The 22,019-nt window shown below is 61.7% G+C and carries 27 protein-coding genes and 2 pseudogenes; 13 read left to right on the top strand and 16 right to left on the bottom strand.

Annotation, left to right across the window (positions count from 1 at the left end):
* Positions 1-738: ParB/RepB/Spo0J family partition protein (locus QZ964_RS08920; RefSeq protein WP_292531081.1), on the bottom strand; the 738-nt coding region annotated here is incomplete at its 3' end.
* A gap of 162 nt (positions 739-900) precedes the next feature.
* Positions 901-2,118, bottom strand: coding sequence for a DUF932 domain-containing protein (locus QZ964_RS08925; RefSeq protein ID WP_292531083.1), 1,218 nt, complete (start codon positions 2,116-2,118; stop codon positions 901-903).
* A 168-nt stretch (positions 2,119-2,286) separates the two neighbouring features.
* On the opposite strand from QZ964_RS08925, the gene QZ964_RS08930 reads away from it, so the two are divergent.
* The 4 genes and pseudogenes from QZ964_RS08930 (at position 2,287) to QZ964_RS08945 (ending at position 3,699) form a co-directional block, all read left to right on the top strand.
* Positions 2,287-2,541: a hypothetical protein gene (locus QZ964_RS08930; RefSeq protein WP_292531085.1), complete on the top strand. Its 255-nt coding sequence runs from the start codon at positions 2,287-2,289 to the stop codon at positions 2,539-2,541.
* On the top strand, positions 2,463-3,455 hold the full coding sequence (locus tag QZ964_RS08935; RefSeq protein ID WP_292531086.1) for an IS481 family transposase: 993 nt from the start codon (positions 2,463-2,465) through the stop codon (positions 3,453-3,455). Before QZ964_RS08930 ends, QZ964_RS08935 begins: the two co-directional genes overlap by 79 nt.
* Positions 3,370-3,549: pseudogene (locus tag QZ964_RS08940) on the top strand (TIR domain-containing protein); the annotation flags it as partial. The gene QZ964_RS08935 and the pseudogene QZ964_RS08940, both read left to right, overlap by 86 nt.
* Positions 3,550-3,567: 18 nt before the next feature.
* Positions 3,568-3,699: a hypothetical protein gene (locus QZ964_RS08945; RefSeq protein ID WP_292531170.1), complete on the top strand. Its 132-nt coding sequence runs from the start codon at positions 3,568-3,570 to the stop codon at positions 3,697-3,699.
* A 62-nt stretch (positions 3,700-3,761) separates the two neighbouring features.
* Here QZ964_RS08945 and QZ964_RS08950 read toward each other — a convergent pair whose 3' ends face one another.
* The 5 genes from QZ964_RS08950 to QZ964_RS08970 all read right to left on the bottom strand — a co-directional run bounded on the left by QZ964_RS08950 (position 3,762) and on the right by QZ964_RS08970 (position 8,017).
* The gene (locus tag QZ964_RS08950; RefSeq protein WP_292531087.1) at positions 3,762-4,550 is read right to left on the bottom strand and encodes a hypothetical protein; all 789 of its coding nucleotides are present in this window, start codon (positions 4,548-4,550) and stop codon (positions 3,762-3,764) included.
* Between the two features lie 203 nt (positions 4,551-4,753).
* Entirely contained in the window at positions 4,754-6,058 is a 1,305-nt protein-coding gene (locus tag QZ964_RS08955; protein WP_292531089.1) for a HEPN/Toprim-associated domain-containing protein, read from the bottom strand.
* 90 nt (positions 6,059-6,148) lie between these two features.
* Positions 6,149-7,129, bottom strand: coding sequence for a CBASS cGAMP-activated phospholipase (locus QZ964_RS08960; protein ID WP_292531090.1), 981 nt, complete (start codon positions 7,127-7,129; stop codon positions 6,149-6,151).
* Positions 7,126-7,569 carry a PIN domain-containing protein gene (locus QZ964_RS08965; protein WP_292531091.1) on the bottom strand — a complete coding sequence of 148 codons (444 nt, stop codon included), beginning with the start codon at positions 7,567-7,569 and terminating at the stop codon, positions 7,126-7,128. The genes QZ964_RS08960 and QZ964_RS08965 overlap by 4 nt, the downstream gene beginning before the upstream one ends.
* 1 nt (position 7,570) lies before the next feature.
* Positions 7,571-8,017, bottom strand: coding sequence for a hypothetical protein (locus tag QZ964_RS08970; protein ID WP_292531092.1), 447 nt, complete (start codon positions 8,015-8,017; stop codon positions 7,571-7,573).
* 59 nt (positions 8,018-8,076) lie between these two features.
* On the opposite strand from QZ964_RS08970, the pseudogene QZ964_RS08975 reads away from it, so the two are divergent.
* Positions 8,077-8,175, top strand: a pseudogene (locus QZ964_RS08975) (SOS response-associated peptidase); the annotation flags it as partial.
* Positions 8,176-8,623: 448 nt separating this feature from the next.
* On the opposite strand, the gene hemA reads toward QZ964_RS08975, so the two are convergent.
* The 3 genes from hemA to QZ964_RS08990 all read right to left on the bottom strand — a co-directional run bounded on the left by hemA (position 8,624) and on the right by QZ964_RS08990 (position 11,207).
* Entirely contained in the window at positions 8,624-9,928 is a 1,305-nt protein-coding gene (gene hemA, locus QZ964_RS08980) for a 5-aminolevulinate synthase (RefSeq protein WP_292531168.1), read from the bottom strand.
* 65 nt (positions 9,929-9,993) lie between these two features.
* Positions 9,994-10,836 carry a putative photosynthetic complex assembly protein PuhE gene (gene puhE, locus QZ964_RS08985; protein WP_292531093.1) on the bottom strand — a complete coding sequence of 281 codons (843 nt, stop codon included), beginning with the start codon at positions 10,834-10,836 and terminating at the stop codon, positions 9,994-9,996.
* An 11-nt stretch (positions 10,837-10,847) separates the two neighbouring features.
* A complete protein-coding gene (locus tag QZ964_RS08990) occupies positions 10,848-11,207 on the bottom strand; it encodes a hypothetical protein (RefSeq protein ID WP_292531094.1) in 360 nt (119 codons plus the stop codon).
* On the opposite strand from QZ964_RS08990, the gene QZ964_RS08995 reads away from it, so the two are divergent.
* From QZ964_RS08995 to QZ964_RS09030, 8 genes are all read left to right on the top strand, one after another.
* On the top strand, positions 11,200-11,325 hold the full coding sequence (locus tag QZ964_RS08995; RefSeq protein WP_292531095.1) for a hypothetical protein: 126 nt from the start codon (positions 11,200-11,202) through the stop codon (positions 11,323-11,325). The two genes, QZ964_RS08990 and QZ964_RS08995, sit on opposite strands and share 8 nt — an antisense overlap.
* Positions 11,322-12,149, top strand: coding sequence for a PIG-L family deacetylase (locus QZ964_RS09000; protein ID WP_292531096.1), 828 nt, complete (start codon positions 11,322-11,324; stop codon positions 12,147-12,149). Before QZ964_RS08995 ends, QZ964_RS09000 begins: the two co-directional genes overlap by 4 nt.
* A 29-nt stretch (positions 12,150-12,178) precedes the next feature.
* Positions 12,179-12,658 carry a hypothetical protein gene (locus QZ964_RS09005; RefSeq protein ID WP_292531097.1) on the top strand — a complete coding sequence of 160 codons (480 nt, stop codon included), beginning with the start codon at positions 12,179-12,181 and terminating at the stop codon, positions 12,656-12,658.
* On the top strand, positions 12,655-13,470 hold the full coding sequence (locus QZ964_RS09010; protein WP_292531098.1) for a transketolase: 816 nt from the start codon (positions 12,655-12,657) through the stop codon (positions 13,468-13,470). Before QZ964_RS09005 ends, QZ964_RS09010 begins: the two co-directional genes overlap by 4 nt.
* 132 nt (positions 13,471-13,602) lie before the next feature.
* Entirely contained in the window at positions 13,603-14,397 is a 795-nt protein-coding gene (locus tag QZ964_RS09015; protein ID WP_367119251.1) for a transketolase family protein, read from the top strand.
* Positions 14,394-15,404, top strand: coding sequence for an NAD(P)-dependent oxidoreductase (locus tag QZ964_RS09020; protein WP_292531100.1), 1,011 nt, complete (start codon positions 14,394-14,396; stop codon positions 15,402-15,404). Before QZ964_RS09015 ends, QZ964_RS09020 begins: the two co-directional genes overlap by 4 nt.
* Entirely contained in the window at positions 15,391-16,377 is a 987-nt protein-coding gene (locus QZ964_RS09025) for an NAD(P)-dependent oxidoreductase (RefSeq protein ID WP_292531101.1), read from the top strand. The genes QZ964_RS09020 and QZ964_RS09025 overlap by 14 nt, the downstream gene beginning before the upstream one ends.
* Entirely contained in the window at positions 16,361-17,077 is a 717-nt protein-coding gene (locus tag QZ964_RS09030) for a hypothetical protein (RefSeq protein ID WP_292531102.1), read from the top strand. Before QZ964_RS09025 ends, QZ964_RS09030 begins: the two co-directional genes overlap by 17 nt.
* A 52-nt stretch (positions 17,078-17,129) precedes the next feature.
* Here QZ964_RS09030 and QZ964_RS09035 read toward each other — a convergent pair whose 3' ends face one another.
* From QZ964_RS09035 to galK, 6 genes are all read right to left on the bottom strand, one after another.
* Positions 17,130-17,972, bottom strand: a complete 843-nt coding sequence (locus QZ964_RS09035; protein ID WP_292531103.1) for a lytic murein transglycosylase — start codon at positions 17,970-17,972, stop codon at positions 17,130-17,132.
* Between the two features lie 86 nt (positions 17,973-18,058).
* On the bottom strand, positions 18,059-18,286 hold the full coding sequence (locus QZ964_RS09040) for a hypothetical protein (RefSeq protein WP_292531104.1): 228 nt from the start codon (positions 18,284-18,286) through the stop codon (positions 18,059-18,061).
* 108 nt (positions 18,287-18,394) lie between these two features.
* A complete protein-coding gene (locus QZ964_RS09045) occupies positions 18,395-19,054 on the bottom strand; it encodes a 3-oxoacid CoA-transferase subunit B (protein ID WP_292531105.1) in 660 nt (219 codons plus the stop codon).
* Positions 19,054-19,710, bottom strand: a complete 657-nt coding sequence (locus tag QZ964_RS09050) for a 3-oxoacid CoA-transferase subunit A (RefSeq protein WP_292531106.1) — start codon at positions 19,708-19,710, stop codon at positions 19,054-19,056. The genes QZ964_RS09045 and QZ964_RS09050 overlap by 1 nt, the downstream gene beginning before the upstream one ends.
* Positions 19,711-19,779: 69 nt before the next feature.
* On the bottom strand, positions 19,780-20,841 hold the full coding sequence (locus QZ964_RS09055) for a UDP-glucose--hexose-1-phosphate uridylyltransferase (RefSeq protein ID WP_292531108.1): 1,062 nt from the start codon (positions 20,839-20,841) through the stop codon (positions 19,780-19,782).
* Entirely contained in the window at positions 20,825-22,012 is a 1,188-nt protein-coding gene (gene galK / locus QZ964_RS09060; RefSeq protein WP_292531110.1) for a galactokinase, read from the bottom strand. The genes QZ964_RS09055 and galK overlap by 17 nt, the downstream gene beginning before the upstream one ends.
* Positions 22,013-22,019 lie beyond the last annotated feature (7 nt).

The following is a 22,019-nucleotide window of genomic DNA, read 5'->3' on the forward strand; positions in this document are numbered from 1 at the left end:
CGCCGAGGCGCGGAACGGAACATGATGAACTGAAGAGAGAGCAATTATGCCGAGCGAGTCCACGTGTTTCTCCGATGTGGGACGGCCGTTTTGGGCTCTGCTCGGCATAATCTCCTGCTCGACATAAGAAGTTTTATGCCGATATCGGCATAATACCTGCTCCTGCCGCTCATGGTCTGGACTGACCGTGAAGCCCACCAACTGATCGAGCGTCATGCCGTCTTCAGCGTAGATGTCGAGGAGCTTCGGCGACACTGACGCGAGCCGCAGCCGCTGCTTGACGATGGCGACGCTGACGAAGAAAGCGGCCGCGATCTCGTCCACGCTCTGGCCTTTCTCGCGTAGCGCCAGAAAGGCTCGGAACTGATCGAGCGGATGCAGCGGCGCGCGCTGGACATTCTCGGCGAGACTGTCCTCCTCGGGCGTTCCCTCGGTGCGCACGACGCAGGGGATCGGCGCCGTTCGGGCGAGGCGCTTCTGCTTCACTAAAAGTTCGAGCGCGCGATAGCGCCTTCCGCCAGCGGGGATTTCGAACATGCCGGTCTCGGCGCCGGTTTCGTCGAGCACTGGCCGCGCGGTGATGCTCTGCCACAGCGTGCGGCGGGCGATGTCCTCGGCGAGCTCCTCAATCGAAACGCCGGCCTTGATGCGCCGCACGTTCGATTGCGACAACACGAGCTTGTTGAAGGGAATATCGCGCGAGGCGCTCAACTGGATCTTCTGAGCCGGCTTGGCCATGGGGATAAACTCCGCGACGGGCGGCCGAAAGCCTCTCTTTCCGCCTCCAACCCGTCACGAAGAACGGCGCCGCCCTCTGCCTCTGAGGGCGACGCCGAAAAATGAGAGGAGGAAGACACAGCGCCAGAGAACCGCGGTCTCGGCGCCATGGCATCACGATGATCAGACGGCGCGCTCCAACAACGCTTTGGCCTTGCCCTCGAGTTCCAGGCGCGCATCCTGATGCGGCTTGGCGCGGGCGACTGCGGTGATGCCCTGCACGAAGTCGAAGATGCTCTCCGGCGGCCGGCCTTCTTCATTCAGAACCGTCGCGATCACTTTCGCGGTTTCGGCTTTGCTGAAGCCGCGCTTGCGCAGAAACGCCTCCCGCTCCTCGTCCTTGCGGGCGACGATTCGCTCGCGCGCCGCCTTGACACCAGCGATAAAGGGCGCCGGCGAGGAGCGGGCGAAGTTCGTGAGGGCCGGCGCCGCCTCATGGGCGAAGCGCTGCGCTGCAAATTTGCTGTGTCGGATGCTGATCTCCTCGAAACCTTCGACGCCCCAGAGATTGCGGTTCATGCAAACGGCGCGAAGATAGAAGGAGGCAATGCCGAGCGTTTTCGAGCCAACCTCGCTGTTCCAGCAGTAAAATCCCCGAAAGTACAAATCAGGGTCGCCATTCGGCAGGCGCCCCGCCTCGATCGGATGCGTATCGTCGACGAGGAAAAGGAAAACATCGCGGTCGCTGGCGTAAAGGGTGGTCGTCTCTTTGGTGACGTCCACGAAGGGATTGTGGGTCATGGTGGCCCAGTCCAGCACGCCGGGAACTTTCCAGCGCGTGTCGCCCGTCCCGTTTCCCGCGATGTTCATCACGGCGGCGACGAGCTCATGGTCCCAGATTCGGCCGTAGTCCGGCCCCGTTACTGCACGAAGTTCGATCCTGCCGTCCTCGGCCTCGAGAGTCTTGATCAACTCGGCCCGGTGCGACAGCAGACCATGTTGGAGGTTGACGGCGGCGAGCGGGGCCGGCAGATCACGCAAATAACTCGACGGCGCGCCCACCAGACTACAGATCTGCCCGAAGCTCCAATGGGTGGGAGCGACGGGGGTCTCCCGGCCTGGAACGATCAGCGCAAGCCGCTCCGCGTCATCTCGTCTTGCTTCGACGTGGATGGCGCGACTTATTACAGTTCGAGCCGTCGCGCGATCCGCCCGTGCGCGAACAGCAGCATAGAGTTCCGGCAACGACAGAAAGCGTTCGTCATCGGGCCGGGAAAACCACTCGGATGAAACGCGGCCGACGCGATCGCCGTGGGAGAGATCGATCTTGAATCCCAAGGAACCAGCATAATTGCGGGGACCGCCAGCCTCAGCCGCGGCGTTCGACACATCGATGTTCATGACCAGGACTCCGCGACGGGCGCCACGAGCCTCTCTCGCAGCGCTCAACCCGTCACGAAAAACCGCGCCGAACTCTGACTTTATCGATGAATACCGATATCCAAGAAGGCCCGCATTCGTGGAAACTGACGCGGGGCAACAGCGAACTGGCGTTCGATCGCAGAGGCGGTGATCCTTCACGAGAAGGCCAACGGGGGCATGACGATCCCCGAGAAGCTTATCAAGCACGGCAACGTCGGCTTCGCGGTGGTTCTTCTCACGCCAGATGACGTGGGCCGCGCTATTAGATGTTTGATCCCGTGGTTTGATGGTGCAATCTTCTCCAGCGACTGGAAGGATGCGCTATGGGCCAAATTCTCCACGGGAGCGCCCGCACGACAGCGGCGGTGCGTCGAGCGATACAGCATAGTCAAGAGAGCTTGAGAGCCCTCGCCAAGCGCTATGGCGTCAACCAGAAGACCATCGCCAAATGGAAGAAGCGAACTTCAGTTTCTGACGAGCGCACAGGCCCAAAAGAGCCGAGGTCGACAGTTCTGACGATCGAGGAGGAGGCGATTATCGTCGCCTTCCGCCGTCACACGCTGCTGCCGCTCGATGATTGCCTCTACGCCTTGCAGGCGACGATCCCGCATCTGACGCGTTCGGCGCTGCACCGCTGTCTTCAGCGGCACGGCATTTCACAGCTGCCAAAAATCGACGGTGAGGTCTCCGCCAAGCAAAAGTTCAAAGCCTATCCGATTGGCTTTTTCCACATCGACCTCGCCGAGGTGCGAACGGCCGAAGGGAGGCTCTACATGTTCGTGGCGATCGACCGGACGTCGAAATTCGCTTTTGTGGAACTGCATGAGAGGGCCACGACACAAGTCGCCGCAGACTTCCTGTTCGCGCTGATCAAAGCCGTTCCCTACAAAATCCACACGGTGCTCACCGACAACGGAATTCATTTCACCGACCCGGCTGGCGACACCTGGACCCCAGTAGAAATCAAACGAATGCTCGCCGAGGGGAAGCGGTTTCGTGCACATGCTTTCGAATTCGCCTGCGCCCGCGCCGATATCGATCATCGACTGACCAAACCCAAGCATCCCTGGACCAATGGTCAGGTCGAGCGAATGAACCGGACAATCAAAGAGGCGACCGTCAAACGTTACTTTTACGAAACGCACGCCGAACTGCGCACGCATCTTGCCAACTTCGTCACCGCATACAACTTCGCCCGCCGCCTGAAGACGCTCAAAGGCCTCACGCCCTATGAGTTCATCTGCAAGCTCTGGACGAAAGAGCCGCATCGATTCATACTCGATCCGCTCCACCAGATGCCGGGACTATACATCTAACACAACCGAGGACAAGCCGCGCGCCCGTCAGAACGTCATCCTTGAGTTGGGATACTTCGTCGGACGCCTCGGTCGGGACAAAGTGTGCGCCCTACTCAAGGACGATATCGAAATGCCGACCGACTACGTGGGCGTCGCCTATGTCAAATGGGACAGCGCGGGCGCATGGAAGATGCAGCTTGCGAAGGAGCTGGACGAGGCGGGCTACGACATAGATTTCAACAAGGTGATGAAGAGCGCGTGATAGCGAGGTACGCCCGCACCCTCGCTGCAGCGCGTTGCAACTTCCTGAGAGGCTCCGCGAGGTCAAGCCCCGCCTCGGCTCAACCGCTCATGCTCAGCGATCAGGAAGGTCAGATAGCTGCGAATGAGATTGCAATAGAGCCGCGCCTCGTGGAGTTGAAGCGCCAACCCCTCTTTCAGATCGACGCCGTGGCGAACACCGCCTCCGGTCGGCGAAGATAGATAGCCGTGCAGCGTCATCATCCACCCGAAAATTTGTTCCTGATGCCCGCGCCCTCGCTGACGCAACTCAGGGACGATCTTGTTGAAATATCGCCCCTGAATGCTGCCGTCGAAAATATCGGGGCTCCGAAACGCAGTGGCGATCGTCTCCAGAAGCCACACGACTTCCTGCACTGCCTGCCGACCATTTCCTTCAGCAAGAGCGCGCTCAGAGGCTCGAAGGGCTTCATCAATCAGGGTTTGGGCCTGCACGTCGAGCGAGGGCGGCTGCTCCGGCACCGCGATCGGAATGTGTACACGAGTAGCGACAAGATTCGGTGGGTCGATCTGATACCCAGCACCAGGATCGGAAAGAATGCGGTTGATCCTGCCGATATCCGGCAGGGCGATGTCTGGCCTCTGCTGTAGCTCCTCGCAGGCGCTGTAAAAAGCTTCAATGAAGAGCGGCGCATTGGTGGCGGCGTAGCTCATCTCTGTTTCCAAATCACTCGCCGCCCAACTCGCATTGCTGCTGACGTGGTGGGGACGGCCTGCCGCAGCGGAGAAATGCGATTTGAAATGTTCCAAGATGTTTTGGCGATTGCCCTGACCACAGATGCGATTGATCAGATCGAGGAAGCCAGCTTCCACGTCTCGCTCAATGCTACCGGGGCTCTCGAACCTCCATTCATTTTCAAAGAATAGCATCGTCACGGCTCAGGTTTGGTATGGTGATTGGTGTAATGATATGCTCGGTGGAACGAGAAATTTTTAACATTAGCCTTGCAATCCGTTGCAATTTTCGTTCGGGTATCTCCACTCACTGGAACCGCCATCACGCGAATCGAACCGATCTACGCGGTAGGGTTCCGCGTGGCTGCTGCGATGGAACTGCACTCGGATACGAGGGCGTCGAGCGCTGTGTTGATCTTGCTCGCGTCGTAAGACCCTGCCGACAGCGTATCGGGTGTCTGCCTCAAGAATTCTTTGATGTAGGACTCCTTGTGCTCCAAGGAGCCTTGATAGGCCTTCACTTCCCTCTTGTAATTGGTCCAAAGCACCTGCGCGGGGGGAAATCCTCCGGCGTCGAGGTCCAGATAGCATTCAATTGCCGCCGCCCGTCGATTGATGTCCGTTTCGCTTACCCCCTCAGGTCCACGCGCCCGAAAGGCGCGAAACCGATCCAGTTCAGGCAGCATGATGGCACGCATGTTGACCGGCAGGAGGCGGTTGGAGAGCCGCCGATGGGCATCAAAGCCCTCCGCGTCATTGTCGAACAGGAAGACAACCTGATTGTGCACGTCGATTTTCGCGAGCCCTTCGGCAAACTTGAGCAGGTTGCCGGTGCCCGGAAATGGATGGCTTTCGCTAACGTCGATGAACCGGAAGAAATCCGCGATCTCTGGTCGAAGCAATCCAAATGCGTGCTTAAGGATATGCGCGTCCGAACTCCCCTCAGTGGCGACCAGGAAGGTCTCGGTTCGCCGCGCGTTCGGCACGAAATCACTTTCGTTCGCCCAGCCTGCATCCACCAGCGGTCCATAGTGGCAGATAACCTCGTCGTCCTCGTTCGCCTTGCATTCCGCTAGCAAGCGCATAATCGAGTATGGATGCATGATGTTCACAAGCTCGCCAAAATAGCTTCGCTCCGAGTATGCCTGGAAATCGAAAGGCGAATAGCGAGGGAGTCGAGCGGTGATCCCCTCGTTGTTGAAGCGTCCGCGAACACTTGCCTCGTTTGCTTTACCAGTACCCGAGACGAACGTTTCGTCTAAACTACGGAGCGGATGCCGTGTCACGAACTGGCGAAATTCGTCGAAGCTCATTAGGTCCAGCAAGGGCTCTTGCTCATCGTCGGCCAAAGACCGCCGCTCCTCGCGCCATGCCTCTGCCGTGCGCTCATATTCCCGCTTCACCCGTTCAAGCGAGAAGCCGAGCAACTGGAGCCTGGGAACGACATCCTTCAACGGACGCGAGAGAGCCATCTCCATGGCCACTGGACTTTCTCCCGTTTCCTCAAAATAATCATAGTCGATCTGCTTCCCACGAACACGCTTGCGATCCTGTTCCTGGAACAATGAGCCGTGATCAATCCCACGGAAATTCTTGCTATAGGTGAGGGATACGCCGCCAACATCTAATGTGATCTCAGTACCCAAAAATCAGCCCCCATGAATTCTCGGCCTCGGCCAGCCCTTCTCTGGGGGAAGCCTCCCACAGCCGCACGATCTCCACCGCTGGTCGATTGTTCAGGCCAAGTACGCCAGAAACCGCCGCCACTCCGCGGCCTGCGTCTGCCGGGTGTTCTCGATGGCCTTCTGCGCGAGCTCAATGATCGTTTTCGTCGCGACGGTGCTCGTGTCGTCCAATTCGATCCGTTGGGCCGGCTTGGCATCGATCCGAAGAAACGTGCCAGGACGCAAACACCGAACCTGATTGATCGCCAGTGCCTCCTGCGCCGTCATAATGAGGTCAATGATGGCGTGCCGGGCGAGCCAGCCGATCTTTCCAGGCGCGCCGTCGACGGTGCCGGCCCGTGGCGACCCAGCCGTTCCGATGCTGAGCAGATGGCATTCCTCGAGGCGGCAGCCGAATTGCCGCGCTGCCTCGGTTAGAACGACCAGATCCGGGGCATTGGCCACAAGACCACCGTCGACATAGACCCGGTCACCGATCCGGTGCGGGGGAAAATAGGTCGGCGCCGCCGAGGTTGCGAGCGCGACATCGAGGGTCGAGACCTCGTCTCCCTTTCCGGTCGCCGCAGCGCTGGATCGGAAGAGATACGGTGTGCCAGTACCTTCCTGCACCGCGGAGACCACGAGCGGGACGGGAATGTCGGCAAAAGCCCTTTGCGCGCGGGGCTTTCCGAGGACTGCCTCGATCGCGCGCTGCAGGCCACCATTTCCATAGCGGGATTTGGAGAAGCCTGCGAATGACAGCGGGCTCGGTTGAAAGATCGCCGGTCCATGCTCGCGCATGAACGCCACGAGATCGCGCGCCGGCACGCCGCTGGCAAGCCCGATCGCGAGAATCCCACCCACGGACGTGCCGGCTATCATGTCGAAGCGCTTGCCGAGCGGGACGCCGCCGTCCGCTTCGGCCGCGGCCAGTATCTCGGCTGAAAAGAGCCCGCGGTAACCGCCGCCGGTTAGGGCGAGAAGGTGTCGCTCGCGCCGCCCGCGTCGCTCCTCTCCGGGAAGTTCGCCGGGATCGAGTTTTCGGCTGTTCATATCTCGATCATGCTGAGCGTGGTCCGCTCCGCGATGTCCTGGAGTTGCCGCGACCCGCTCGTAACGAGCGCATAGCCGCGGGCGATCGCCGTTGCGAAGATCAGACGATCATCCTCCCCGAGTTCCTCGTCCGCATCGGGAACATCAATCAGGCGATCGCCGCGAAGACCGGCTTGCCAAACGTCCACAATCGCGGCGTCGACATCGATGACGCCACCCGACTGCTCGAAGTCCCGACGTCCTTCCTGGTAAAGACGGCGCCAGTGATTGCGCTGAGTGACACCCATGTCCTCGATGGCGTGAGCGATCTGCCCCAGGCTGATGACGCTCACGAAAAGATCGCTTTTTCCGGGCCTGGTCTCCTCGAGCCATTGGAAGACGGGTCTCGCCACATCGCGACTGAACAGATCCATCACCTGTTGCGTGTCGAGCAGGTACACATCAGACCTGCAGGTGACGCCGACCGCGGGACCCGCGCTTGAGCACCGGCGTAGTGGTCGCGGCTTCGAGCCCGGCGCGCGGCGCGAACGCCTGCCCCCAGTCGAACTCGTCCTGACCCGCGCGCACGACGGCCTCAAGATCGTCGATCTTCATGATGACAAATCCTTCGGACGGATCGACCGAACTCCGCCTACGGCCACTCGTACGCCCCGGAACGACCACCTTGGCGCTACTGGTCATCGCCTTACCGAAGCCGACACGGGCATCGCGTACACTGGTGCCGACGATCACTGTTCCCTCGCGAAGGGTGCCGTCGATCCGATTGAAGAATTCCCTGGCGGCTCGGTCGCCAAGGCGATCGACCAACGCTTGGAGAGTGATACCTTCCTTGATCACTCGCCGCGCCTTCGTCTTGACCTTGGGCTTAGCCTTATCCGCTATCGTCATTGAGCGCCTCCACGTGACACACAAATAGCGTATTCGTGTACACGTATCAAGCGCGTAGACCTGAGGCGTACGCGATCCTGACGATCAAGGCGAACGCGGAAATCGCCCCAATCCACGACCGGCAGATGGCGGTCCTATGCCAGAAACAGCGAATGGCCTAGCTCGATCTGACTCGCCCGGAAAATCAAGCGCACGCCCGGAGACAATAGCGTATGATTGGGCGTTGTGGGGAAAGGTGGTAGCGCTCCTCCGCTACCACCGATCCCCCCGACGCGGATAGAGATTGGGGGCGCCCGTCAGACCGCGAGCTTCCTTGAAGTTCGATTTTCACCCCATCTTCCGACGGTTTTATCGTGACTTTCGCGCCCAGCTCTCGGATTTTCTCCGCCGCCTCCGCATTATCGGGGGCAGGGCCACGTCCGAACGCTTCCCCCAAACGCCTTACTGAATTCTCGTAGTGCCTGAGCGCGGCCAGATGGAGGGCGTCGCCAACGGCGCTGGCGCGTCTCCTACTTGTGCGGCGCGACCCAAGAACAACGCATTTGAATGCAGCGGTAGCTTCCGCTTCTTGGCGTCGTCGTTCTGGAAACGGACGCCGTTGTCCTATCATTCTGCTGCCTGTTTCATTTGCGGATAGGTGCAATGCGCTTCAGCAGCCGTCTTTTGACACGGGCGAAGCGGTATGACTTTAGCCTCGGCGAAGGGCAGTCGTAATGACGACCAGACATCGACCAGCGCTTCGACGAGTTCAGCGACATGCGCCTCGTCGTGACGCGGCGTCGGCGTGATCCGCAGGCGCTCGGTGCCGAGCGCCACCGTCGGATAGTTGATCGGCTGAATATAGATCGAGTGGCGTCGAAGCAGCAGATCGCTCGCCTCCTTGCAGCGCTTCGCATCGCCGACCATCACCGGCACGATATGGGAATTGTTGTCCATCACCGGCAGGCCGGCTGCGCGCAGGGCGTGCTTCGTCAGCATCGCCATGTGCTGGTGACGGGTTCGCTCTTCGCCGGAATGTTTGAGATGACGGACAGCGGCGCGGGCGCAGGCCGCAACCATCGGCGGCAACGTCGTGGTGAAGATGAACTGCGGCGCATAGCTGCGCACCGCATCGACGATCGCCGGACTCGCGGCGATATAGCCGCCAAGCGCGCCGAAGCCTTTGGCGAGCGTGCCCTCGATGATGTCGATGCGGCTTTCGACGCCTTCTCGCTGGCAGATGCCGCCGCCGCGCGCGCCATACATGCCGACCGCATGCACCTCGTCGACATAGGTGAGCGCATTGTATTTTTCCGCGAGCGCGACGATGTCGGCGACCGGCGCAATGTCGCCGTCCATGGAATAGAGGCTCTCGAAAACGATAAGTTTGGCCCGTTTTTTGCCGGCGGCTTGCAGCAATTCCTCAAGGTGCGCGACGTCGTTGTGGCGCCAAAGCTGCTTCTCGCATCCGGAGCGCCGCACGCCCTCGATCATTGAATTGTGATTGAGCGCATCGGAGAGGATGAGGCAATTCGGCAGCAGCGACGCGATAGTCGAAATGCCGGCGAGATTAGAGATCCAGCCTGAGGTGAAGACAAGCGCGGCGAGCTTGTCGTGGAGATCGGCGAGCTCCGTTTCGAGCTCGACGATCGGGTTGTGAGTGCCGGAGATGTTGCGCGTGCCGCCTGCCCCCGCGCCATGGCGCTCCAGCGCGTCACGGGCGGCCTCAATCACGGCGCGATGGCCGCCCATGCCCAAATAGTCGTTCGAGCACCAGATCGTGACTTCGCGCGGCGCATGCTCTTCGCCTTCCGGCCGCCAAAGCGCAGCGGGAAAGCGGACCGCATCGCGTTCGAGATTGGCGAAAATTCTGTAGCGGTTCTCCATCTTCAACCGCGCAATCGCCGATTGAAAATGCTGATCATAGGTCATGGCCATCGGATTCATTTGAGTCTCCATCGGCGTAATTTCCCTTCGCGCGCCATTCTGCGTGACGCCTAAATTTGGTTGACCTGCGAGCGGGGCAGCGCCGCCTCAATCGCGATGACCCGAAGCGAGTCGCTTGTGTTCTCTTCGTCGGTCGGACGAATTTCCTTGACGCCCCATGACCAGAGCGCATTGGCGTGGAGCGGCGCGACGAGAAACCAATGCTCGGCGACGGCAAGCGCCATGAGCGTCGCGAGAATCGTTGATCCGACGAGTTCAAAATCCGTCGTCGCGGCGAGCGCCTTCTGGGCGATCAGCACGGTGACGATGGTCGAGGCGGTGACCGAAAGCGGAAAGAAAAGATTCATCGGACGACGGGTCATGAACGTCGCAAGAAAGCGCAGATGTTCCGGCAACAGCTCTTCACTCAAGTTAGGCGCGCCGAAATAAAGGTTGAGTTTGGCGCTCGTATGCATCCACCACAGAATGAAAAAGGTCCACCCGCCGAGCTGATTTGGCTGATCGCGCGTTAGCGCAACGAGCACGATTGCGCACAGGATGATCGCGATCTCGTGGTAAAGGCTTGTGCGCACCGCCTCGACAAAACGCCGCCAGCCGCGCAGATGCGGCGGACAGGCGGTTTTGCGCGGGCCGGTGACGAAGCCCATATAATAACTCACGAGCTGCCACGCCCAGGCGGTGAGTCCGCAAAGAAAGGCGCAATAGGCCGAAGCGGCCGTGGTCTTGCCGCTCGTCGCGACGATTCCCCACAGCGCTAGCGTAAAAAGCGCCGTTGCGCCCGCCATGCTCCATGCGTAAGTGCGGCGAGAAAGACCGTCGAGATAGAGAATGGCGCCCGTGCTGCCCCACCAGAGCAGGAGCGTAGCGAGAATGGGCGCGGCGTAGTCGAACATGCGGCGTTCCCTCACCACACCGGCGCAAGACGAATTTGCGCTGGCAACGCGTTGCATTTTGCCGGCAGAACATAGAGGCGCGCGAAGGTCGCAGCCGCCGCAACGGCGAGAGTCGCCTGTTTGAGTCGCGCGACAATACCCTTCTGTTTCTTCGCCTCCGCGATTTTGCGCTCGATCTCAACGAGCCGGTCGAGACCCGGCTTGAACCGCGGATGATCGAGATCGAGCGTGATCGGAAACACCTGACGGGAGATTTCCGTGGTGAGCCGCAACACTTTGAAATCGTAATCGTCGGGATGCATGCCAATCGCCGCGTGAAAAGTCGACTGGAGCCTGACGCCGGAACAGGCGGTCGCTACGCTGATGACCATCCGCGAGCATTTTATTTCCGGCGTGGCGCCGCCTTTGCCGGTCCATGAGGTCGAGACGCGCGCGCCCGCGCATGGCCCCGACTTTTACAAAACCGCATATCTGGACGACGCGACGTGATCGACTTCCTTGGCCTCACAAGACGAGCCGGGAAGGACTCAGGGATAATCCTTTTCGTATTTCCTCACCCTGACGATGACGTCTTTGTCGGAGGGACATTGTCCTTGCTTGTGCGCGCAGGCCTGATCGTCCATGCGGCGTGGATGACGTCGGGCGGTTACGACGGACTGGATCGAACCCGTGAAGACGAAATCGGCCGCGCCATGGACCTTGCGGGCGTCGAGCGTCGTCATCTCTTGCGATTTCCCGACGGCGGACTCGTCGGCGCGCTGGAGGAAGCATGCGCGGCGCTGCATCGGCTGATCGACGGAATCAAACCAGGAATCGTGATGGGCCCTGCGTTTGAAGGCGGCCACGCGGACCACGACGCAACGAGCTTCGTTGTCGCTGAAAGTTGTCGTCGCGCTGGTTGGGAGGTCCCCATATTTGAGTATCCATGCTATGCACCCGACGCCGATGTTGCGAATGGGCTCCGGCTGGCGGCTTTTCCCGCTCGCTCCGAAGGCATGCGGCACGTGGAGCTGGATGAAGCTGCGATGCGGTGCAAGGAATCGATGGCCGAGGCCTATGCGACCCAGAAACCGGTGTTTGATTTGCTGGGCTGGCGACCGTCCGCGCGCGAATCCTATCGCGAATGCCCGCAAGATCGCGACCATGCACGCCCGCCCTACGCGAGTCTTGACGGCTATGCCCACTGGTTCAATTGGCGCAGTCCCGACCGGTTCGAGCAACTTTCCGCCGCGGTCGCGTCTGTAACGACGCTGAAACTACGCGAGCCGCGGCCGGCCCACGAAAAAGCGGCCGAATTCACGCGGCGCGCATAGGCTTTCTTCACAAGAGAACAGAGGACCAAATGGGGGACGTCAACAGACTTCTGAGGTTGTGCGAGCTCGAGACCGGCCAGAAGCCGCAAAGTTCAACCGACCCCGCCTATTCCGCCTGGCTGAAGACTAAGCGTCCCTTCGCCCGCGACGAGATCGTGGGCTCGTACATGCTCAAATTGGGAGAGCTGTGCGGCGGCTATCTCGTCCGCTTCAACGGCGACGGCACGGTGACCGAGCGTTACATGTTCGATCCCGGGAAGACGTGGACGTGTCAATGGACGCTCGACGAGGCCGGCGTCATTCATCTCTCATGCCCGGGCGAGAATGAGCGCAAGCAGCCGGTCCGCTGCAATCTCGACATTGTCGCGAGCCCCGTCGGCGCCATTCACGCTGGTTGCGAAAACACCGACGAGGCCGACAATCCCGTCATAGAGCATTTCAAGGTTTTCTTTCTCGGCCCGACGGCGTCGCTTCCCGGCGTTTCCGAAACGACAACCGGCGCGGCATGAGTCATCCCGCGATTGATCCGACGGAACTGCAACGCGCCGCCAATCGCCTGCGCTTCGAGGTGACGCGGATGATCGCCGACGCTCGCAGTTGCCATGTGGGCTCCTGCCTGTCGGTCATGGACATTCTGGTCGCGCTCTATGGCGGCGTGATAAGGCGGGACGATCCCAGCGGCCGCGACAGAATAATTCTCAGCAAGGGCCATGCGGCCGCCGCGCTTTACGCCGTGCTTGCCGAATACGGCTATTTTCCGCAGGAAAAACTCCGGGACTATCTGAAGGACGGATCGCCCTTCATCGCCCACACCAATACGTTCGGAATCCCTGGGGTCGAATTTTCGACCGGCTCGCTCGGCCATGGCCTCAGCGTCGCGAACGGCCTTGCCCTGGCGGGAAGGATGCGACGTCTACCTTACCGCGTCTTTACGATCCTCTCTGAAGGAGATTGTCAGGAAGGCTCGACATGGGAGGCGGCGATGTTCGCCGCCCATCACCGGCTCTCTTCGATGGTGTGCATCGTCGACCACAACAAGATCCAGAATTACGGACGCGTCGATGAAGTGCTCGGCCTCGCGCCGCTTGACGCCAAATGGCGGGCCGCCGGCTGGGCGACCAGGACCGTCGACGGTCACGACATGGGCGCCCTTGTCGAAGCGCTCGCCGCGGCGCCCTTCGAGCTTGGTCGGCCGAGCGCGCTGATCGCGCATACGATCAAAGGCAAGGGCGTAAGCTTCATGGAGGATCAGCTGAAATGGCATTATCAGACGCCGACGGCTGACGAGGTCGAGACGGCGCGCGTCGAGCTGATGTCATGAGGACGGCCTTCGTCGAGGAGCTGACGCGCCAGGCGCGGGCAAATCAGGCCGTGATCCTGCTGACCGGCGATCGGCTACACGGTCTTCGAGTCCTTCCAGGCCGAATTCCCCGAGCGGTTCATCAATTGCGGGGTGGCGGAGGCGAACATGCTCGGAACCGCCGCGGGCCTCGCGCGCGAAGGCATGAGGCCGTTCGTCTATTCGTTCATTCCATTCGTCATTTTTCGCGCCTTGGAGCAGATCCGCATCGACATCTGCTACCACGATCTGCCCGTGACCATCGTCGGATTGGGCGCCGGATACAGCTACGGCGACATGGGGGCTACGCATCACGCGATAGAGGACATCGCCGTCAGCCGCTCCCTGCCGGGCATGTGCGTGATCTGTCCCGGCGATCCTTGGGAAGTGCGTCGCGCCGTCAGCGCCTTGTCCGCGCATAACGGGCCGGCCTATATGCGGCTCGCCAAGCGAGGCGAGCCTGTCGTTCATGGACCCGAGACGCGCGACGATTTTCAAATCGGTCGCGCGATCGTCCTCCAGGGCGGCGGCGAGATCGCGCTTGTGGCGACGAGCAATATGCTGTCCACGGCGGTCGACGCCGCGCGCATACTGGAATCGGCGCATGGAATCAGGCCGACCGTCGTCAGCATGCATACCGTGAAGCCGCTTGACGAATTGTGTATCAAACGGCTGAGCGAAACCTGCCGGGCGATTTTCACCATTGAAGAGCATTCGGTGCTGGGCGGTCTTGGCGGCGCGGTGAGTGAGGTTGTCGCGAGCATCCCGACACGTTGCGCAGTCCACCGGATTGGCGTTCCGGATCGATTCGCGCATGTATCCGGCTCGCAGGCGTTTTATCGGGAGCAGTGCGGCTTGACGCCAGACAGCGTCGTCAGGAGAGTCCTGGAAAGTAAGGTCGACGAATGAAGCAGAAGGTTTTCATCACAGGCGGAGCTGGTTTCATCGGTTCGTTGCTCGCGGTGACGTTCATCCGTAGCGGTTGGGACGTCGTCGCCTATGATTCCCTGCGCTCCTTCGTGCATCCGCACGAACGCGCCGATTATCCGCGACGCCTGGAATACCGGCTGCGACGCGCGCGCCAAGCGGAGGAAGAAAACAACGGCGGCGCGCAATTCAAGCTGATCGAGGGCAGCATCTGCCATCCGGAATTCCTGACGCGCGCCATGCGGGAGGCCAATCCTGATATTGTGATCCATCTGGCGGCGATCTCGATCGCCGACGCCTCACAGCGGTATCTCGAGGACGCGCTCGCGATCAATCAAACCGGGACCACCAATGTCCTGAACGCGGCGCGCCTTTGCGGCGTCAAGCGCTTTGTCTATGCGTCATCGAGCATGACCTATGGCGACTTCGTCCACTTTCCCGCGGCGGAGGATCATCCGACGGTCCCGCTGGAAGTGTATGGCGCATCGAAATTATGTGGCGAGATCTATGTGCGCGCCTACCACGAAATGTTCGGGCTCGAATATGCGATTGTGCGCCCCTGCTCGGTCTACGGCCCGACCGACACGAATATGCGCATCGTTCAACGCTTCGTCGAGAGCGGCATGCACGGCCGCGAGATCCGGCTCTTTGACGGCGGCGCCCAGCTTCTCGACTTCACCTGGGTGGAAGACACCGTCGCGGGCTTCCATCTCGCCGCAACGCATCCCGCGGCCGCCAACGAGACCTTCAACATCACGAGCGGCACAGCGCGCACCCTGCGCGATCTCGCCGACATCGCCCGCATCCATTTTCCGGACTTGCGGGTGATCAACTGCGAGACGCGCGACCCGGTGAAGCGCACCCTGCGGGGAGCCCTCGACGTCAACAAAGCGCGCCGTATGCTCGGTTATGAGCCGCGCACCTTCCTCGACGACGGCTTCGCCCGCTACGTGGCGTTCTGCCGCGAACACGAATATGCCGGCGTCTGACCCGCGTCGCATTCTGATCAGCGGCGCCGCGGGCTTTATCGGCGCCAGCCTGACCCGAAGGATGATCGAGCTTGGACATGACGTCCATGTGATCGCCCGAACGCCGAAGCGCGAATCAGATCCTCGGAAAAGTCTGTGGCGCATCGCTGAGATCGCGAACAATATGCGCGTGCATCATGTCGATCTTGTCGACGCGGAGGCGACCCGGCAAGCGGCGGCGATTGCTCGCCCAGAGGTCGTGCTGCATTTTGCGTCGCATGCCGCGCTTCCCCAAGAAACCGACGAAGGCGAGATTCTGCTGCATACGGTGCAGCCGCTCGTCAATCTCGCCTCGGCTTGTGCCGGTTGCGAGCTTTTCATCAATGCGGGCAGTTCGTCGGAATATGGCTACCAGACTGAGCCGATGAGCGAGTCGTCGCTTCCCAACCCAACGCGCATGCACGACATCGCCAAGCTGGCGCAGACGCTCTATGGAACTTACGCGGCGCGCTTCAAAGGGCTGCCGCTGGTGACCTTGCGCCTTTTTTCCGTCTATGGTCCGTGGGAGCAAGGGCGCCGGCTGGTCCCCCGCCTGATGTTGTCGGCGCTGCAGGGAAGGCGGATGAGTCTATCGTCTCCAGATGTGAGCCGCGATTTCATTTTCGTCGACGACGTCGTGCGCGCCGTCGAGCATTGCATGCGGCGGCCTGTTCCGGGCGACGAGACGGTCTTCAACCTGGGCACGGGCGTCGAGCGCACCATCCGCGAAGTCGCGAACATCGTGGAGGAAATTCACGGACGACCGCTCCCCCTCGAATGGGGCGCCGTCGAACGCCAGCGATGGGACTCGCCGCGCTGGGTAGCCGATACGACAAGGCAGACAAGGGATTTGGGCTTCACGGCGGAAACCGATCTTTGCGCGGGATTGCGCGCGACGTACCATTGGTTCGCCGAAAACGCGCGCCGCTATGGGGAATATGAGCAGTCACGATAGGCCCGGCGGAGGACATCGCCTGTTCGACGACGAGGAAAACGCGCTCGCAACCTGCGAGGCCGCCCTGCAATGGCTGCAGCGCTATCGCGACGCCCACGGCGGCGTTTTTCCCGAACGAATTTTCAACGCGCTGATCCGCCTTCGTCCGTCCTGCTCCCCCGAAGTCATCGTTCACAAGCTCGTCGACGGCGAGGCGTTTTTTTGGCTTACCCTGCGCGCGGTCGACGAAGCCGATCCGTTCAATGGCATGTGGCATTACACGGGCAGCGTCGACCGATGTGGCGATTATCTAATCGGCGGCATACGCCGCGTGTTGCAGCGCGAGTTGTGTGGGGGCAAGCTGGAAAGCTGCCGGCATGTGGCGTCGATCTATCCCGTCTGCAGCCGCCGTTCCGACATTTTGAGCCTCCTGTTTTTGTGCACGGTTGCGCGCGAGCCGTCATCGGCGGAAGAAGGCCGCTGGTTTTCGGCCCGGGAGGCGATGAGTCTGGCGCCGCTTCGAAAAGGTCTTGACGGCATCATTCCATCGCATCTGTTCGGCCTGTCGTTATGTCTGCGCGCGCTCGGCCTGCCGCATGACTGCCCTTGCATCGAACCCTCGCCCGCGGGAGCGCGGGTAAAAGGGGACAACGGCTTTTGCCAGGAGATTGTGTTGGTTGACGCTATCGACGCCGAGCTCGCAAGCTCCTTTGCGCCGTGAATTTCAAGACGCCGCGTCTATTGATCGGTTGCGGTTGATTTCCAATCCGGCGCTACTGCCCGCTGTCGAGCTTCGTCGCCATCAACGCGATGGTCTTGGCGTAAACGCGCGCCTTATTCCACTCGAGGAAGACCTCGAAATTGGGCTCGCCTTCCGCCCAGCCGGCGCCCGTGCGCCAACCTTTGCCTTTGAGGAAATTCGCTGTCGAAGCCAGCGCGTCCGCCGTCGAACGGATGAGATCTCGCCTGCCGTCGCCGTCGAAATCGACGCCATATTTGAGATAGGACGATGGCATGAACTGGGTCTGACCGATTTCCCCGGCCCAGTCGCCGCGCATCTGGGCGGGAGACATATCGCCGCGCTCGACGATCGTCAGCGCGTTGTTCAGCTCGTCCTTGAATTGCGCGGCGCGCCGGCAATCATAAGCGAGCGTCGCCAGCGCCTGTAGCGTCTTAAAGCGCCCATTGTCGGCGCCAAAGCCGGTCTCCAACCCCCAGATCGCCACCAGCACCGAGCTTGGCACGCCATAGCGCGACTCGATCTGCCGCAACAGCGCGGCGTGGCGCTGGAGCTGCGCACGAGCCTTGCTCAAGCGGCCGGGCGTCACCAGGCGGCTCGAGAATTTCTCGAAGCTTTGGCGAAAAATCCGCTGTCCCCGATCGCGGCCGATCACCGCATGGTCATAGGATATATCCGCTAACGCTGCGTCGAGCGTGCGCTGTGAGAGACCGTTCGCCCGAGCCTCCCGCTTGACGCCCTCAAGCCATTCACCGAAGCCCGAAGCTGACGATCCGCAGGACTCGGCGCGCGCAGATGCGGCGCAGGCGAATAAGGCCAGAGCGCTGAAGGCGAACAACGCGCCGAGCGCGTTGGCGCGTTTTGCGAGCGTATTCATCGACCGGCACTGTAGTCAGGCCGGGAACGCGCCGCAACAAGTCGCGCGCCGGCAGATCGCCGCGGCGCGCGAAGCGAAGCGCCGGATCAGCGGCCCTTCTGCATGAACTGGCGTTTGCATGCCTTCGAAAGCTGGCTCACATGCGCGCGCAGACATCTTTCCACCGCGATCGCATTAGGCTCTTCCGCCGCGCAGAATTTGTGGGAATCGCGCTCGCAGGCCGCGCGCTGCTTGTCCACGGCGGTTCGCGCCGCCGCAGGATTGAGCGCGGCGAGGCCAATGAAGGCCGCAAGAAAAACAATCAGCTTTCTCATCGATCGACTCTGTGCCGTTAACGCCTGACCGCTCCGGTTCAACAGCGCGGCCAGCCCGATACCTGTCGCGAACGTGGCCGATATCAAGGGCCGGCGCCCGCGCCGGGCCTAATCGCAACCGAGAGGCATTTCGGGTGCGTCGTCCGGCACGATGAGCCTTGCGCCGGTACTGGCCAAAATATCCGATACGCTGACGCCCGGCGCGCGTTCGCGCAGGGCAAGCCCGTCATCTGTCGGTTCGATCACCGCAAGCTCGGTCACGATCAGGCTGACCCGCCGCGCCGCCGTTGGCGGCAACGTAAGCGTTTCGACGAGCTTCGGCTCACCCTTCGCGGCGTGCTGCATGGCGACGATGACGCGCTTGGCCCCGGCGACGAGATCCATGGCGCCGCCCATGCCCGGCGTGAACTTTCCGGGGATTATCCAGCTGGCGAGACGCCCCGAGGCGTCGACCTGCAGCGCGCCGAGCACGGCCAAGCCGACGTGGCCGCCTCTGATCAACGCAAAGCTCGTCGCGCTGTCGAAGCTGGCGGCGCCTGGCAGCGCCGCGATGAACCCGCCGCCCGCGTCGACGAGATCGCGATTCGCCATTCCCTCTGGCGGCGGCGCGCTGAAGCCGATGAGCCCGTTCTCGGTCTGAAAAGCGACCGAAATTCCCATCGGCACGAAGCGCGCCACGAGCGTCGGCAGGCCGATCCCGAGATTGACCAGCATGCCGTCGCGCAGCTCCATGGCGACGCGCCGTGCGATGGTTTCCTTCGCGTCCATCAGCGCGCCCTGCCGACAAGGTGGGTGACAAGCACGCCGGGCGTGCGCACCGCGTCAGGCGGAATGACTCCGGCAGGCACGATTTCATCTGGTTCGGCAATGACGCAATCGGCGGCGAGCGCCATGACCGGATTGAAATTCGCCGCGGTCAGCCGATAGGTCAGATTGCCGCAATAATCGGCTTCATGCGCGCGCAGCAGTGCGAAGTCCGCGCGCATCGGCTTTTCGAGGAGAAAAGTCGCGCCGTCGATCTCGATGACCTGCTTGCCCTGCGCGACCATCGTGCCGACGCCGGTCGGCGTCAAAACGCCGCCGAGGCCGGCGCCGCCGGCGCGGATGCGTTCGGCGAGCGTGCCTTGCGGAATGAGCTCAACTTCGATGGCGCCGTCGCTCATCAATCGCTGCGTCGTCGGATTTGTGCCGATGTGCGACGCTTCGACGCGCGCGACGCACCCCGCCTCGATCAGCCTGCCGACGCCGACGGTCGGATAGGCGGTGTCGTTGCCGATGATGGTCAGTCCGCGCGCGCCTCGCGAGATGAGCGCGTCGATCAGCCGATCAGGCGAGCCGACGCCCAAAAAACCGCCGATCATCACCCTCGCGCCATCGACAACGAGCGCTGCCGCCGCTTCGGCGGTGATCGCGGCTTTTCTCACTTCGCCGGTCCTCCCGCGAACGGCTCCTCGCAAACCCACTGCGCTATATGAGCACCGGCGCGGCGACGATCAATCGCGACCCTCCCGGGCAGCCCGATCGAGATGATGGATTTCGGAATCCTCGCGAAGACGCGCCGCCGCCGCTTCCGGCGTGATGTCGCGCTGGGGTTCGCCAAGCAGTTCGAATCCCACCATGAACTTCCGCACGCTCGCCGAACGCAAGAGCGGCGGATAGAAATGCGCATGAAAATGCCAGCCGGGGTGGTGCGCGCCGTCGGTGGGACGCTGGTGAAACCCCATCGAATAGGGAAAGTCGGTCTCGAACAGATTGTCGTAGCGAATGGTCAGGCGCCGGAGGATGTCGGCAAGCGCGCTTACCTCCTCGGCGGCGAGTTCGTCGAAAGCGCCGACATGCCGTGTTGGCAGCACCATGGTTTCGAACGGCCAGATCGCCCAGAACGGAACAAGCGCAACGAAACGTTCGTTGCGGCAAACGATGCGCGCCTCGAGCTTTTCTTCGAGCGCCAGATAGTCGCAGAGAAGACAGGAGCCGTTACGTTCCAGATAGGCGCTTTGCCGCTTCGATTCCTTGACGGCTTCGTTGGGCATGCTGTGCGTCGCCCAGATTTGACAATGGGGATGCGGATTGCTCGCGCCCATCGCCGCGCCGCGATTTTCGAAAATCTGCACATAGTTGATCATGTCGTCAGCGCCGAGCCGCATGGTTTCGTCGCGCCATGCCTCGATGACCGGAACGATTTCCTCGACGCTCATGCGCGGCAGGGTCAGATCATGACGCTCCGAAAAACACAGCACGCGGCATCGGCCGGGTTCGCTTTGCGCGACAAGCAGTCCGTCATGAGCGACAACCTGCGCCGACGCGTGAAGGGTGAGCGCGGCAAAGTCGTTGTCGAAGGCGAAAACGCCTTTATAGGGAGGATTTCGTTCGCCATTGGCCCGTTCGTTGCCGGGACAAAGATAACAGGACGGATCGTATCGGGGTCGATCCGCGTCGCGCACTTTCTCGAGCTGTCCTTGCCAGGGCCGGCTCGTGCGATGCGGCGACACCAGAACCCACTCGCCGGTGAGCTGATTGAGCCGGCGATGCGAGGCGCTATCGAGCAGAGACATGCGCCGCTCCTATCAGACCGGCCGGACCCGCGCCGGGACCGGGGACGCAGGCGAGGATCGGCGGGGTCACGCCCGTCGCCGTTCGATATCTCTCGGCCATGGCCTGCGCGAAAGCTTCAGCCCGCGTTCCGTCGACGAGATTGATGGTGCAGCCGCCGAAGCCGCCGCCCATCATCCGCGCGCCATAGACTCCCGGAAAGCTGCGCGCGATATCGACCATGAGGTCGAGTTCGGCGCAGCTCACCTGATAGTCGTCACGCAGGCTGTCATGCGAGAGATTCATCAGACGGCCGCATTCCTCAAGGTCTCCCGCATCGAGCGCCGCGGCGGCGCGCAGGGTTCGATCGATCTCGCCGACGACATGGCGCGCGCGGCGAAACACAAGCTCGGGCATCGAGTCGACGTATCGCATCAATTGGTCGAACGTCACGTCCCGCAACGCCGATATGCCCGCGATCCGTGTCGACAGCGCCGCGACCGCGCGCTCGCAGTCCTCGCGACGCGCGTTATATTCATCGGCTGCGAGCTGGTGGCGCACCATAGTGTCGCAAAGGACAAGACGCGCTTGCGGGTCGATCGTAACTTTCCGCGCCGTCAGGCTGCGGCAGTCAAGCAGCAGCGCGCTCCCTGCGACGGCGCAGCATGATATGTATTGATCCATAATTCCGCAGCGGACGCCAACGAATTGATTCTCGGCGCGCTGACAAATCTTGGCGAGTTCGACTCTGTCGATCTCTGCGCCGGAGATCGTCAAGAGCGCAAAGCCCGCCGAGACTTCGAACGCCGCGGAGGCGGAGAGTCCGGCGCCGATCGGGAGATTGCCGTCAAAGACGAGATCGGCGCCGCTCAGCCTGTAGCCGGCCTGCTCAAGAAAAATCGCGACGCCGCGGATATAGTCGCTCCAGTCGCCGCGCGGCTGCGCCGCCGGATCGTCGAGATCGAATTCGACGATGTCGTCCATGATCAGCGAGCGTAGGCGCAGGCGCCGATCGGGCCGCGGGGCGATCGCAGCCCAGATCGAGAGGTTGAGCGCCGCGGGCATGACGAAGCCGTCATTGTAGTCGGTATGTTCGCCAATGAGGTTGATGCGGCCGGGCGCCCGAAACAGGCGCGGCGCGCGCTGGAAGCTCTGGCGGAAGGCGGCGATCAGATCTTGCTCGATCGATTCCATTCCAGCC

The sequence above is a fragment of the Methylocystis sp. genome, assembly GCF_021731785.1.
GTDB lineage: Bacteria > Pseudomonadota > Alphaproteobacteria > Rhizobiales > Beijerinckiaceae > Methylocystis.